Raw genomic sequence first — 13,807 nt, 5'->3', positions numbered from 1 at the left:
CCCTTAACCGGCGACCGGGGTGGGAACCCAGCCGAAGGCCAGCAACACACCGGCCACAGCCGCGACGGCAAACAGCGAGATCGGCAGGAACACTTTCCAGCCGAGGCGCATCAACTGGTCATAGCGATAGCGCGGGAAGGTCGCACGCACCCAGATGAAGATGAACAGACAGAACGCGATCTTGGCCGCGAACCAGATCGGCCCGGGAATCCATGTCAGCGGTTCGATCGACAGCGGCGGCAGCCAGCCGCCCAGGAACAGGATCGTCGTCATCCCCGACATCAGGATCATGTTGGCGTATTCACCCAGGAAGAACAGGGCGAAGGCCATGCCGGAGTATTCAACGTTGTAGCCGGCGACCAGTTCAGCCTCGGCCTCCGGCAGGTCGAAGGGATGGCGGTTGGTTTCGGCCAGGGTCGAGATGAAGAACACCACGGCCATGGGGAACAGCGGAATGACGAACCACATGTCGCGCTGAGCTTCGACGATCGCCGACAGGTTCAGGGAACCGACGCAAAGCAGCACGGTGATGATGACGAAGCCCATGGAAACTTCGTAGGACACCATCTGCGCAGCCGAACGAAGCGCCCCCAGGAAGGCGTAGCGCGAGTTGGAGGCCCAACCGGCCATCAGGATGCCGTAGACGCCGAGCGACGAGATCGCGAACAGATACAGAATGCCGACATTGATATCGGCCAGAACCAAACCCTCATCGAAGGGAATAACGGCCCAGGCCATAAGTGCCAGGGCGAAGGTCACGCAGGGCGCCAGGAGGAACACCCCCGGATTGGCGCCCGACGGGATGATCATTTCCTTGAGGAACAGCTTGGCGCCGTCGGCCAAAGGCTGGAACAGGCCGAAGGGACCGACCACGTTCGGGCCCTTGCGCAGCTGCATGGCGCCGATGACCTTGCGTTCGAACAGGGTCAGATAGGCGACCGACAGCAGAATCGGCACCACGATCACAAGGATTTTCAGGACGATCCAGACCGTCGGCCAGATCCAGCTGTTCCAGGCCTCAACCATCGGTGCCGGTCTTCCCTTCCACGCCGCCGAGAATTTCGTCCGTGCATTCAGCCATGGTGGCGGACGCACGGCTGATCGGATCGGTCATGTAGAAATTGGCGATCGGATAGGTAAACGCGCCGGACACGTCGCCGGTCGTCCCGAACTCGCCCCAGGACGCAGCCTGGATGTCGTCGATGCCTTGGAACACGGGGTTGGCCTTGACCAGCCCCCGGCGCACATCGGCCAGAGTCGTATATGGCAGCGTGGCATTCAGGGCGTCCGACAGGGCGCGGATGATCTTCCAATCCTCGCGGGCATCGCCCGGCGGATAGACAGCCAATTGGCCGCGCTGCACGCGCCCTTCCAGGTTCACGTAGGTCGCGTCTTTTTCCGTGTAGGCCGCCCCCGGCAGGATGACGTCGGCGACATGAGCACCGGCGTCGCCGTGGTGGCCTTGATAGATTACGAAGGGCTTATCCAGATCCTTGGTGTCGATCTCATCGGCGCCCAGAAGATAGATAACCTTGACGGCGCCGGTCGCGGCCCCATCCAGGATGCGGCCTGTGTCCATGCCGCCCTCGCCCGGCACGAAGCCCAGGTCCAGACCGCCGACGCGGGACGCCGCGCGCTGCAGCACGTTGAAACCGTTCCAGTCCGCCGTCACCGCACCGGCCGCTTCCGCGGCCTGGCGCGCCAAGCCCAACACCGCCGCGCCATCGGGGCGCGCCACGGCGCCCGAGCCGACGATGATCATGGGCCGTTCGGCCGTTTTCAGAACGTCGGCGAAAGGATGCGTGCCGGCGGCGATCTGCGCCAAGACCTCAGCGCCCTCGCCCAGCCAGTCCACGGGATAGCTCAGGTCGATGGCCGGGCCGACGGCGGCGATGGGGAACTTGCCCATCAGATAGCGCTTGCGGATCCGGGCGTTGAGTACGGGCGCTTCCCAGCGCGGGTTCGCCCCCACGATCAACAGCGCGTCCGCATCCTCGATCCCGGCGATGGTCGAATTGAAGATGTAGGACGCGCGCTGGGTCGGGTCGACCTTCGATCCGTCCTGACGGCAGTCCATGTTGGTCGACCCCAGACCGACCATCAGTTCCTTGAGCACCAGCATGCTTTCGCAATCGGCCAAGTCACCGGCGATGGCGGCGATCTCGCTGCCCTGCTTGCCCTTGATCGCCTTGGCCACGGCGGCGAAGGCCTCCGGCCAGGTGGCGGGCTGCAACTTTCCTTTGACCCGCACATAAGGCTGATCCAGGCGCTGACGCTTCAGGCCGTCGACGCAATATCGCGTCTTATCGGAAATCCATTCTTCGTTGACGTCTTCGTTGAGGCGCGGCAGCACGCGCATGACCTCGGGGCCCCGGCTGTCGACGCGGATGGCACAGCCCTGGGCGTCGGACACGTCGATGCTTTCCGTCTTCTTCAATTCCCACGGCCGCGCCGCGAAGGCGTAAGGCTTGGACGTCAGCGCCCCCACCGGGCACAGGTCGATGACGTTGCCCGACAGTTCGGAACTCACGGCCTGGTCCAGATAAGTGACGATTTCGGCGTTTTCGCCGCGGCCGATCAGGCCCATATCGGTCACGCCCGCAACCTCGGTCGAGAACCGAACGCAGCGCGTGCAATGGATGCAGCGCGTCATGATCGTCTTGATCAACGGCCCCATGTGCTTGTCTTCGACGGCGCGCTTGTTTTCCTTGTAGCGCCCGTGATCCATGCCATAGGCCATGGCCTGATCCTGCAGGTCGCATTCACCGCCCTGATCGCAGATCGGGCAGTCCAGCGGGTGGTTGATCAGCAGGAATTCCATCACCCCCTGGCGCATCTTCTTGACCTCGGGCGTGTCCGTATAGACGACCATGCCGTCAGCCACGGGCATGGCGCAGGACGCCACCGGCTTGGGCGAGCGTTCCATCTGCACCAGGCACATGCGGCAGTTGCCGGCGATGGACAGACGGTCGTGATAGCAGAAGCGCGGGACTTCCTTGCCGGCCTGCTCGCAGGCCTGCAGGATCGTCATGCCGGCGTCGACCTCGTGTTCCGTGCCGTCGATGGTGATCTTTGGCATCTAGCTCAAGCCCCTAGTAAACCTGTCTATTCCGCCGCCGACCGGCGCGCGATGTTGTCGAGGATCCGTTTTTCCATTTCCGGACGGAAATGGCGGATCAATCCTTGAATCGGCCAAGCCGCCGCGTCGCCCAGGGCGCAGATGGTGTGCCCTTCGACCTGGCGGGTGACCTCTTCCAACGTGTCGATTTCGTCGATATGGGCGTCGCCCGAAACCATGCGTTGCATGACCCGCGCCATCCAGCCCGTACCTTCGCGGCACGGCGTGCACTGGCCGCAGCTTTCATGCTTGTAAAAGGCCGAAAGCCGCGCGATGGCCTTGATCACATCCGTCGACTTGTCCATGACCATGACCGCCGCCGTGCCCAGGCCCGAGCGCTGTTCGCGCAGACTGTCGAAATCCATCAACACGTCGTCGCAGATGTTCTTGGGCAGCACCGGTACCGACGCCCCGCCCGGAATGACGCAAAGCAGATTATCCCAGCCGCCGCGCACCCCGCCCGCATGCCGTTCGATGAGTTCCTTGAGCGGAATGCCCATTTCCTCTTCGACCGTGCAGGGCTGGTTCACATGGCCCGAGATGTTGAACAGCTTGGTGCCCACGTTGTTGGGCCGGCCGATGCCGGAAAACCAATCCGCGCCCCGGCGCAGGATGGTCGGCGCCACGGCAATGGATTCCACGTTGTTGACCGTCGTCGGGCAGCCCCACACGCCGACCCCCGCCGGGAACGGCGGCTTCAGACGCGGTTGGCCCTTCTTGCCTTCCAGGCTTTCGATCAGCGAGGTTTCCTCGCCGCAGATATAGGCCCCGGCGCCGGAATGGACGTAGAAATCGAACTTCCAACCCGTGCCGCAGGCATCGTCGCCGATCAGGCCGGCTTCGTAGGCTTCGTCGACGGCGCGCTGCAGGCAATCGATCTCGTGATGGAACTCGCCGCGCACGTAGCAATAGGCCGCATGGGCGCCCATGGCGAAGGACGCAACCAAGGCGCCTTCGATGAGCTTATGCGGCTCGGAGCGCATGATTTCGCGGTCCTTGCAGGTGCCGGGCTCGCCCTCGTCCGCGTTGATGACAAGGTAATGCGGCCGGCTGCCGATCTCCTTGGGCATGAAGGACCACTTCACGCCCGTGGGGAAGCCGGCCCCACCCCGCCCGCGCAGGCCAGATTCCTTCATCTCTTCGATGATCTTGTCGCGGCCCAGTTCGATCAGCTTCTTCGTGCCGTCCCAGTCGCCGCGCGCGCGGGCACCGTCAAGCCAGGGGCTGTCGAAACCGTAGATGTTGGTGAAGATACGATCCTTGTCGGCAAGCATCAGTCGTCGCCTCCCGCCTTGGCGGCCCGGTCCGGATAACGGTCGGTCAGGGTCGTGATCCCGCCGGCGGGCTCGCAGGTATAACGTCCGGACTGGGAACCGACCTTTGGCTTCTGACCTGCCCTGAGCGCCGTTAGGACCTCTTCGGTTGAGGCCGAATCCAGGTCTTCGTAATAATCATCACCGATCTGCATCATCGGTGCGTTGACGCAGGCGCCCAGGCATTCGACCTCAAGCACCGTGAATTCGCCGTCCGCCGAGGTTTCGCCGTTCGAACAGCCGGTGACCTTCTTGCAGGCGGCCATGATCTGGTCAGAGCCGCGCAGCCAGCACGGCAGATTGGTGCAGACCTGGACGAAGTGCTTACCGACCGGCTTCAGGTTGTACATGGTGTAGAAGGTCGCGACCTCGTAAACCCGGATCGACGCCATATCCAACATGTCGGCGATGACTTCGATCGCCGCCTGGGGAATCCAGCCGCCGTTCTGCCGTTGCGCCAGATCAAGCAGCGGCATCACAGCACTCTGCTGGCGGCCGGCCGGATACTTGGCGATGTGCCATTTGGCCTTTTCGAGGTTCTCCGCCGTAAAGGCGAAGCTCGACGATTGTTCTGTATTCATCCCGGTCACCGGTCGATTTCGCCGAACACGACGTCGATGGAACCAATGTTCGCGACCACGTCCGCGAGCATATGCCCCTTCGACAGGAATTCCGTCGCTTCCAGATGGGCAAATCCCGGTGCCCGAATCTTGCAGCGATAGGGTTTGTTGGAGCCGTCGGCCACCAGATAGACGCCGAATTCACCCTTGGGCGCTTCGACGGCCGTATAGGTTTCGCCAGCCGGCACGTGGAAGCCCTCGGTAAACAGTTTGAAGTGGTGGATCAAGGCTTCCATGGATTGCTTCATGTCGCCGCGGGTCGGCGGCGTAACCTTCTTGTTGGTCGACTTGACCGGCCCGCCGGGCATGTTTTCAACGCATTGACGGATGATCTTCAAGGATTCGCGCATTTCCAGCATGCGCACCAAATAGCGGTCGTAGCAGTCGCCCATCTTGCCCACGGGGATGTCGAAATCCATTTCCGCATAGGCGTCATAGGGCTGCGACTTGCGCAGATCCCAAGCAATACCGGACGCGCGCAGATTCGGGCCCGTGAAGCCCCAGTCGAAGCATTGTTCGGCATCGATGACACCGATATCGACCGTGCGCTGCTTGAAGATGCGGTTTTCCGTGAGCAGGCTTTCCAGATCGTCAAGGAAGGCCGGGAACTCGTCATCGGCCCATTTGGCGATGTCTTCCAACAACCCCGCCGGCAGGTCCTGGGCAACGCCGCCGACGCGGAAATAATTCATGTGCAGGCGCGCACCCGAGGCGGATTCGCAGAACTCCATCAGGCGTTCACGAATCTCGAAGCCCCACAGCATCGGCGTCATCGCACCCACGTCCATGGCGAAGGCCGTGATGTTCAGGATGTGGTTGAGGATGCGTCCGATCTCGCAATACAGCACGCGGATATATTGGCCGCGTTTGGGAATTTCGATGCCCAACAGCTTTTCCGCCGCCAGCACGAAGGCGTGTTCCTGGTTCTGCGGCGCGACATAGTCCAGGCGGTCGAAGTACGGCACGGCCTGGGCATAGGTCTTGTATTCGATAAGCTTTTCCGTGCCCCGGTGCAGCAGGCCGATGTGCGGATCGGCGCGTTCCACGACCTCGCCGTCCATCTCCAGGACCAGGCGCAGCACCCCGTGGGCCGCCGGATGCTGCGGCCCGAAGTTGAGGTTGAAATTCTTGATCTGGGTTTCGGCCATGGTCAGGACGCCTCGGTTTCCGGTTCCGCCTCGGCCTTTTCGTCGCCCGGCAGAACGACGCGTTCCATGCCTTCCCAGGGGCTTTCGAAGTCGAAGTTGCGGAATTCCTGGGTCAGCTTCACGGGTTCGTAGACCACGCGTTTCTGTTCATCGTCGTAGCGCACCTCGACATAGCCCGTCAGCGGGAAGTCTTTGCGCAGGGGATGGCCCTCGAACCCATAATCGGTCAGCAGACGGCGCAGATCGGGATGGTCGGAGAAGAACACGCCATACATGTCCCAGATTTCGCGCTCGAACCAATTGGCGGTCGAGAACACGCCGGCGACGGACGGCACGGGATCGTCCTCATCCGAGCGCAGTTTGACGCGGATGCGCGTGTTATGGGTCATGGACAGAAGGTTGTAGACAATTTCGAAACGCGGGCTTTCATCGGCGTAATCAACGCCGCAGATATCCATCAGCTGATGGAACCGGCAGTTCGAATCGTCGCGCAGGGATTTCAGCACCGCGACGATGGCGTCCCGCCTGACGGTGATCATCAATTCGCCAAGACGCACCTCGTCGGCCAGCAGCTTGTCGCCAAGCTGGTCGCGGAGGTGTTCGGCAAGTTCCTTGAGGGCCTGATCCATGGTCTTCTTGGTTCTTTTAGTGATCGGTCGCGGTTCGTCCGGTCGCGTCAGCGCCACAGGGCGCCGGTACGGCGGATTTTCTTCTGCAATTGGAGAATGCCGTACACCAGCGCCTCGGCCGTCGGCGGGCAGCCGGGCACATAGACGTCGACGGGCACGACGCGGTCACAACCGCGCACGATGGCATAGGAATAATGGTAATAGCCGCCGCCGTTGGCGCAGGACCCCATGGAGATCACATAACGCGGCTCCGCCATCTGGTCATAAACCTTGCGAAACGCCGGGGCCATCTTGTTGGTCAGGGTGCCGGCGACGATCATCACGTCCGACTGGCGCGGGCTCGGCCGCGGCACGACGCCGAATCGGTCCAAGTCATAGCGGCTCATGTAGGCGTGGATCATCTCGACCGCGCAGCAGGCCAGACCGAAGGTCATGGGCCACAGCGATCCCGTGCGCGCCCAGTTGACCAGCTTGTCCACATTGGCAAGGACGAAGCCCTTGTCCTGCAGTTCCTGGGTCACGCGGGCGAGAATCTCGTCCTGCTCGGCACCGGGCCCCAGGGGTTGGCCCAGGTCGGGGGCGGTTCCGGGCTGCGTCACGACGGACATTCGGTCACTCCCTCTATTATTCCCATTCGAGGGCGCCTTTGCGCCACTCGTAGATAAATCCGATGGTCAGCACGGACAGGAATACCATCATCGACCAGAAACCGAAGACACCGATCTTGCCCAGCGTCACCGCCCAGGGGAACAGAAAGGCCACTTCAAGGTCGAAAATGATGAACAGGATGGCCACCAGATAGAACCGAACGTCAAACCGGCCGCGCGAATCGTCAAACGCTTCGAAACCGCATTCATAGGCCGAGTTCTTTTCCACATCCGGGTTCTGCTGGGCGATCACGAAAGACGCAATCATGATCGCGCCGGCAAGCCCGACGGCAATCCCGATGAAGATCAGGATGGGGAGATATTCCAATAGCAAATCGTTCACGCCGAACTCCCTGTCCCCGGCTTCCTGCCTTGGTCCCCCCGAATGCATTCTAAGGAATGCCGCGATGCGGCCACGTCGATGGCTTAATGCGGCCATGTCGATGACTACCGGGGGAAAGTGACCGATAACCGGATAAATTTCAAAGGTTTTATCGCAACGCAGGCGCAAAAAACCGATGCCCGGCGATAGACACGAAGGAAACCTGGAATTGGGGGAAATGGCGGGAGTGACGGGACTCGAACCCGCGGCCTCCGGCGTGACAGGCCGGCGCTCTAACCAACTGAGCTACACCCCCTTCTGAAGGGTCTTTCCGCCTGGGGCATGGGCCCCGGTGCGCGAAAGAGGGCACCATGTACTCCAGCGCCGGAAGCAGTGTCAAGGACGATCGGCGGGAAAAGTCCACTAACCTCTCTTACCTTGGAAATCTTAGGCTTGCGGCACCCTCCCCCGGCGGCGAATGGTGGGCGGTGAGGGGTTCGAACCCCCGACCTTCTGGGTGTAAACCAGACGCTCTCCCAACTGAGCTAACCGCCCGTTTGCCGAGGGCTCTATTTAAGGGCAGATGCCGGCAGGCACAAGCACGCAAGCCCCCTGCCCTACGCCACGGGCAAAACCCGGCCGCAAAGACATACAGCCAAACGAAACCGGCCACCGAAACATTCGGCGGCCGGTCTGTAGGCGTTACGTGTGGCTGAGACGCCGGTCTTAGTTGACCGCGTCCTTCAGACCCTTGCCAGCCTTGAACTTGGGCTGGTTGGACGCCGGAATCTGGATGCTTTCGCCGGTCCGCGGGTTACGGCCCGTGGTCGCGGCGCGCTTGGTCACACTGAAGGTGCCGAAGCCGACCAGGCGGACTTCGTCTCCGCCCTTCAAAGCGCCAGCGATCGCGTCGAAAACGCTGTCAACCGCGCTTGCGGAATCGGATTTGGACAAGCCGGTGCTATTGGCAACGGCTGCGATCAGATCATTCTTGTTCAATTGAAAGGCCCCCTCTTGCTGAAAGGTATCGGGTTGGGACAAATAGATTATTATCGTGATCGGGTGTTTAGCCACCCACTCGACCGGGTGTTTCGCCACCCGTTCGAATCGCAAAGAGTGTATGTGCGCACCCATGGGGCGTCAATCTTCATGCCCCAGTTTTCCCCAGATTTTTGCGGGTTTCGACGAATTTTCCGGCATTCATTCCGGGCTCGGAAGAATGCCCCCGATGCTCATGGAGGGGCGGATTTCCGCCATCTTCACGAAAACGGGCCGCCGGATGATCCGGCGGTCCGTAAAAACTTCTATATATTGTAAGTGGTTACCTGAATTTAGTGGGTCACCACACCGCCGACATCGTCGTCATCGGCGCTGCCAGACCGGAGGGCACGGGCCTCCAATTCAGCCTTTTCCTCGTCCCATTCGACCGGGGTCACCGGGCTGGCGAGAGCATGCGAAAGCACCTCGTCAACGGTCGTCACGGGCACGATTTCCAGCCCGCGCTTCACGTTTTCGGGAATCTCCGACAAATCCTTCTCGTTGTCCTTGGGAATCAGGACCTTCTTGATCCCCCCGCGAAGCGCCGCAAGCAGCTTTTCCTTGAGCCCGCCGATCGGCAGAACGCGCCCGCGCAGGGTCACTTCGCCGGTCATGGCGACGTCTTTGCGGACCGGAATGCCGGTCAGCACGGACACGATCGAGGTCACCATGCCGACGCCGGCCGACGGTCCGTCCTTGGGCGTCGCCCCTTCCGGCACGTGGACGTGGATGTCACGCTTGTTGAACAGCGGCGGCAGGATGCCGAGCGAAGCCGAGCGCGATTGCACATAGGATTTAGCCGCCTGGATGGATTCCTGCATGACGTCGCCGAGCTTGCCGGTGATGGTCATCTTGCCCTTGCCCGGCACCATGACGGCTTCGATGTTGAGAAGCTCGCCGCCAACTTCGGTCCAGGCCAGGCCGGTAACCACGCCGACCATGTCCTCGGCTTCGATCTCGCCGAACCGGTATTTGCGTACGCCGCCGTACTTTTCCAGGTTCTTGGACGTGACCTTGATGGTCTCGGACGCCCCGATCATGATCTCCTTGACCGCTTTGCGGGCCAGGTTGGCCAGCTCGCGTTCCAGGTTACGAACCCCGGATTCCCGCGTGTAATAGCGAATCACGTCGCGCAGGGCGCCGTCTGAAATCGACCATTCCCCCTGCTTCAGACCGTGCGCCTTGATCTGCTTGGGCAGCAGGTGGCGGTTGGCGATCTCGACCTTCTCGTCCTCGGTGTAGCCGGACAGGCGGATGATCTCCATGCGGTCCAACAGCGGGCCCGGCATGTTCATCGTATTGGCGGTGGTCACGAACATTACGTCCGACAGGTCGTAATCGACCTCCAGATAATGGTCGTTGAAGGTGGAATTCTGTTCCGGATCAAGAACTTCCAGCAGCGCCGAGGCCGGATCACCGCGCCAGTCCTGGCCCATCTTGTCGACTTCGTCGAGCAGGAACAGCGGGTTGGACGACTTTGCCTTCTTCATGCCCTGGACGACCTTGCCCGGCATGGAGCCGATATAGGTGCGCCGGTGGCCGCGGATTTCCGATTCGTCCCGCACACCGCCCAACGACATGCGCACGAAATTACGCCCGGTCGCCTTGGCGATGGATTTACCGAGGGACGTCTTGCCCACGCCCGGAGGGCCCACCAGACATAAGATCGGTCCGGTGACCTTATTCGTGCGATGCTGGACGGCCAGGTACTCAAGGATGCGTTCCTTGACCTTTTCCAGCCCGTAGTGATCTTCGTTGAGAACTTCCTCGGCCTTCAACAGATCCTTCTTAACCCGGGTGCGCTTCTTCCACGGAATGGACAGAATCCAATCCAGGTAATTGCGCACCACCGTAGCTTCGGCGGACATCGGGCTCATGGAGCGCAGCTTTTTCAGCTCCGCCTCGGCCTTTTCCTTGGCTTCCTTGGTCAGACGGGTCTTGCCGATCTTTTCCTCGATCTCCGCAACCTCGTCCTTGCCTTCGTCGGTTTCACCCAGTTCCTTCTGAATGGCCTTCAATTGCTCGTTCAGATAGTACTCGCGCTGGGTCTTCTCCATCTGGCGCTTGACCCGGTTGCGGATCTTCTTCTCGACCTGCAGGACGCCGATTTCCGATTCCATGTGGGAATAGACGCGCTCCAGGCGCTCGGCAGCCGATTCGATCTCCAGCAGTTCCTGCTTTTCGGAAATCTTCAGCGCCAGATGCGAGGCAACGGTGTCGGCCAGCTTGTTTGCCTCGTCAATTTGGTTAATTGAAACAAGAACTTCCGGCGGAATCTTCTTATTCAACTTGATGTATTGCTCGAATTGGCCGATGACCGAGCGGGACAGTGCCTCAAGCTCGTTCTCATCCCCTTCCTCATCAGGGATCAGTTCGGCTTCGACTTCGAAGAACGAAGGGTTGTCCACGAACTCGGTGACTTTTGCGCGCTGCACGCCTTCGACCAGCACCTTCACCGTGCCGTCCGGCAGCTTCAGAAGCTGCAGCACCGTCGACACCGTGCCGACGGTGTAGATGTCGTCGGCCGTCGGATCATCCTGGGCCGCGTTCTTCTGCGCCACCAGCAGGATCTGCTTGTCGTCCTGCATGACGTCTTCAAGCGCCCGCACGGATTTGTCGCGCCCGACGAACAGCGGCACGATCATGTGCGGGAACACGACGATGTCGCGCAATGGCAGGACGGGGAATTGCTGGGACTTCATACCTGGGAACATCTGGCCTCAACACGGGAAGACCGCGCCACAAGGACGACGGCGGGTTGGAATTGCTTCACAACAAAGGTGGGGGATGGAACGCTGCGGCGCAAGCCCAGACCGTGGATAACCGTGGAAAGACGCAAATTACGCGCTGGTTTCCACTTCTTCGGCCTTTTCGCCATAGATAAACAGCGGATTGGCACTTTCTTCCACCACCTCTCCATTGATGACGACCTCTTCCACACCTTCCATGCCGGGAAGGTCGAACATGGTGTCGAGGAGAATGTTTTCCATGATCGACCGCAAGCCCCGGGCGCCGGTCTTGCGTTCGACGGCCTTGACGGCGATGGAACGAAGGGCGGTATCGGAGAACGTCAGCTTGGTGTCTTCCATCTCGAACAGGCGCTGGTACTGCTTTACCAGGGCGTTCTTCGGCTTGGTCAGGATTTCCACCAACGCGTCTTCGTCCAGGTCCTCCAGGGTCGCGACCACAGGCAGGCGGCCGACGAACTCGGGGATCAGACCGAATTTCAACAGGTCTTCCGGCTCCACCTCGCGCAGGATTTCACCGGTCTGGCGTTCCTCGGGCGCACGCACGTCGGCGCCAAAACCGATGCTGGAGCCCTTACCGCGGGCGGAAATGATCTTGTCCAACCCGGCGAAGGCACCGCCGCAGATGAACAGGATGTTGGTGGTGTCGACCTGCAGGAACTCCTGCTGGGGGTGCTTACGCCCACCCTGGGGCGGCACGCTGGCGACCGTGCCTTCCATGATCTTCAGCAACGCCTGCTGCACGCCTTCGCCCGACACGTCGCGGGTGATCGACGGATTGTCGGATTTGCGGCTGATTTTATCGACTTCGTCGATGTAGACGATGCCGCGCTGCGCGCGCTCGACATTGTAGTCGGCGGACTGCAGCAGCTTGAGAATGATGTTTTCGACGTCTTCACCGACATAACCGGCTTCGGTCAGGGTCGTCGCATCGGCCATGGTGAAGGGCACATCCAGGATGCGCGCCAGGGTCTGCGCCAACAGGGTCTTGCCGCAACCGGTCGGACCGACAAGCAGGATGTTGGACTTGGCCAGTTCGACATCGTTGTTCTTGGCACCGTGGTTCAGGCGTTTGTAGTGGTTATGCACGGCGACCGACAACACGCGCTTGGCGCTGTTCTGGCCGATCACGTAGTCATCAAGGACGGAGCAAATGTCCATCGGCGTCGGCACGCCGTCGCCCGACTTCACAAGGTTCGTCTTGTGCTCTTCGCGGATGATGTCCATGCACAGCTCGACACATTCGTCGCAGATGAACACGGTCGGACCCGCGATCAGCTTGCGCACCTCGTGCTGGCTTTTGCCGCAGAACGAGCAATAAAGGGTGTTCTTGGAGTCGCTGCCGGTGGTTTTCGTCATTGTTTATCCTGTTGGTCCCGCGCCGCCTCCCGGATCAAGACCATGTTAGCCGGACCCTTGTGCAACACTCAATCACAATCACGCCCATGGAGCTATGCCAAAAGACGTAGCGGCGGAGAGACGTCCCGTAGTATTTGCGCCGCCACCCAAGACCTGGGGACAGCCGTTTAGTTGGATGCCGAAGCTCAACCCTTGCCGGGCTTGCCGCCGTCGTCGTCGCCGGTGGCCGGCCGATTGGCGACGACTTCGTCGATCAGGCCGAACGCCTTGGCTTCCTCTGGAGTCATGAATTTGTCACGCTCCATCGCGTTTTCAATGGTTTCCATCGATTGGCCGGTATGCTCGACATAGATTTCATTGAGCCGCTGACGCAGCGCGATGATCTCGCGGGCATGGATTTCGATGTCCGATGCCTGGCCCTGGAACCCGCCCGCCGGCTGGTGAACCATGATCCGCGAATTGGGCAGCGAGTAGCGCTTTCCGGGGGCACCTGCAGCCAACAGAAGCGAGCCCATGGACGCCGCCTGACCGATGCAGACCGTCGACACATCCGGCTTGATGTAGCGAATCGTGTCGTAGATCGCGAGGCCGGAAGTCACGACGCCGCCCGGCGAGTTGATGTAGAACGAGATGTCCTTGGACGGATTCTCAGATTCAAGAAACAGCAACTGCGCGCAAACCAGGCTCGAAACATGATCCTCGACCCCACCGGTCAGGAAGATGATGCGTTCCTTCAACAGCCGCGAATAGATGTCGTAGGCGCGCTCACCCCGGTTAGTGGTCTCGACGACCATGGGCACCAGGGTATTCATGTAGATGTCGTGGGGATCGGTCATGCCGCGGTCCTTATGATACGTGCTGCTCGG

12 protein-coding genes and 2 tRNA genes are annotated in these 13,807 nt (G+C 61.0%); all 14 read right to left on the bottom strand.

The window, feature by feature from the left end; all coding sequences use genetic code 11:
- Positions 1 to 3: 3 nt before the first annotated feature.
- Positions 4 to 1,026 carry an NADH-quinone oxidoreductase subunit NuoH gene (gene nuoH, locus KFF05_08495; protein UTW53360.1) on the bottom strand — a complete coding sequence of 341 codons (1,023 nt, stop codon included), beginning with the start codon at positions 1,024 to 1,026 and terminating at the stop codon, positions 4 to 6.
- Positions 1,019 to 3,079, bottom strand: a complete 2,061-nt coding sequence (locus tag KFF05_08490) for an NADH-quinone oxidoreductase subunit G (protein UTW53359.1) — start codon at positions 3,077 to 3,079, stop codon at positions 1,019 to 1,021. The genes nuoH and KFF05_08490 overlap by 8 nt, the downstream gene beginning before the upstream one ends.
- Before the next feature lie 26 nt (positions 3,080 to 3,105).
- Positions 3,106 to 4,392, bottom strand: a complete 1,287-nt coding sequence (gene nuoF / locus KFF05_08485) for an NADH-quinone oxidoreductase subunit NuoF (GenBank protein UTW53358.1) — start codon at positions 4,390 to 4,392, stop codon at positions 3,106 to 3,108.
- On the bottom strand, positions 4,392 to 5,012 hold the full coding sequence (nuoE, locus tag KFF05_08480; GenBank protein UTW53357.1) for an NADH-quinone oxidoreductase subunit NuoE: 621 nt from the start codon (positions 5,010 to 5,012) through the stop codon (positions 4,392 to 4,394). The genes nuoF and nuoE overlap by 1 nt, the downstream gene beginning before the upstream one ends.
- Before the next feature lie 5 nt (positions 5,013 to 5,017).
- Complete coding sequence (locus tag KFF05_08475; protein UTW53356.1) at positions 5,018 to 6,199, bottom strand: NADH-quinone oxidoreductase subunit D; 1,182 nt, start codon at positions 6,197 to 6,199, stop codon at positions 5,018 to 5,020.
- A gap of 2 nt (positions 6,200 to 6,201) precedes the next feature.
- A complete protein-coding gene (locus tag KFF05_08470; GenBank protein ID UTW53355.1) occupies positions 6,202 to 6,828 on the bottom strand; it encodes an NADH-quinone oxidoreductase subunit C in 627 nt (208 codons plus the stop codon).
- A gap of 47 nt (positions 6,829 to 6,875) precedes the next feature.
- The gene (locus KFF05_08465) at positions 6,876 to 7,436 is read right to left on the bottom strand and encodes an NADH-quinone oxidoreductase subunit B (protein ID UTW53354.1); all 561 of its coding nucleotides are present in this window, start codon (positions 7,434 to 7,436) and stop codon (positions 6,876 to 6,878) included.
- Positions 7,437 to 7,452: 16 nt separating this feature from the next.
- Positions 7,453 to 7,818 (bottom strand): NADH-quinone oxidoreductase subunit A, encoded by a 366-nt coding sequence (locus tag KFF05_08460; protein UTW53637.1) that lies wholly within the window; start codon positions 7,816 to 7,818, stop codon positions 7,453 to 7,455.
- Between the two features lie 218 nt (positions 7,819 to 8,036).
- Positions 8,037 to 8,113 (bottom strand) — tRNA-Asp (locus KFF05_08455).
- A 163-nt stretch (positions 8,114 to 8,276) separates the two neighbouring features.
- Positions 8,277 to 8,352, bottom strand: a tRNA-Val gene (locus KFF05_08450).
- A 171-nt stretch (positions 8,353 to 8,523) separates the two neighbouring features.
- Entirely contained in the window at positions 8,524 to 8,796 is a 273-nt protein-coding gene (locus tag KFF05_08445) for an HU family DNA-binding protein (GenBank protein ID UTW53353.1), read from the bottom strand.
- A gap of 332 nt (positions 8,797 to 9,128) precedes the next feature.
- Positions 9,129 to 11,549, bottom strand: coding sequence for an endopeptidase La (gene lon, locus KFF05_08440; protein ID UTW53352.1), 2,421 nt, complete (start codon positions 11,547 to 11,549; stop codon positions 9,129 to 9,131).
- A gap of 126 nt (positions 11,550 to 11,675) precedes the next feature.
- Entirely contained in the window at positions 11,676 to 12,941 is a 1,266-nt protein-coding gene (gene clpX / locus KFF05_08435) for an ATP-dependent Clp protease ATP-binding subunit ClpX (GenBank protein ID UTW53351.1), read from the bottom strand.
- Positions 12,942 to 13,126: 185 nt separating this feature from the next.
- A complete protein-coding gene (clpP, locus tag KFF05_08430) occupies positions 13,127 to 13,744 on the bottom strand; it encodes an ATP-dependent Clp endopeptidase proteolytic subunit ClpP (GenBank protein ID UTW53636.1) in 618 nt (205 codons plus the stop codon).
- Positions 13,745 to 13,807 lie beyond the last annotated feature (63 nt).

It is taken from the genome of bacterium SCSIO 12827 (genome assembly GCA_024397995.1).
GTDB lineage: Bacteria > Pseudomonadota > Alphaproteobacteria > Rhodospirillales > Casp-alpha2 > UBA1479.
This window is presented reverse-complemented; position numbering and strand designations above follow the sequence as displayed.

Bases quoted from the DNA above. Each gene is read 5' to 3' on its own strand.
- KFF05_08465 (UTW53354.1), bottom strand. From the start codon at position 7,436: ATGTCCGTCGTGACGCAGCCCGGAACCGCCCCCGACCTGGGCCAACCC.
- nuoE (UTW53357.1), bottom strand. From the start codon at position 5,012: ATGAATACAGAACAATCGTCGAGCTTCGCCTTTACGGCGGAGAACCTC.
- KFF05_08490 (UTW53359.1), bottom strand. From the start codon at position 3,079: ATGCCAAAGATCACCATCGACGGCACGGAACACGAGGTCGACGCCGGC.
- lon (UTW53352.1), bottom strand. From the start codon at position 11,549: ATGTTCCCAGGTATGAAGTCCCAGCAATTCCCCGTCCTGCCATTGCGC.
- nuoH (UTW53360.1), bottom strand. From the start codon at position 1,026: ATGGTTGAGGCCTGGAACAGCTGGATCTGGCCGACGGTCTGGATCGTC.
- KFF05_08470 (UTW53355.1), bottom strand. From the start codon at position 6,828: ATGGATCAGGCCCTCAAGGAACTTGCCGAACACCTCCGCGACCAGCTT.
- clpX (UTW53351.1), bottom strand. From the start codon at position 12,941: ATGACGAAAACCACCGGCAGCGACTCCAAGAACACCCTTTATTGCTCG.
- nuoF (UTW53358.1), bottom strand. From the start codon at position 4,392: ATGCTTGCCGACAAGGATCGTATCTTCACCAACATCTACGGTTTCGAC.
- KFF05_08475 (UTW53356.1), bottom strand. From the start codon at position 6,199: ATGGCCGAAACCCAGATCAAGAATTTCAACCTCAACTTCGGGCCGCAG.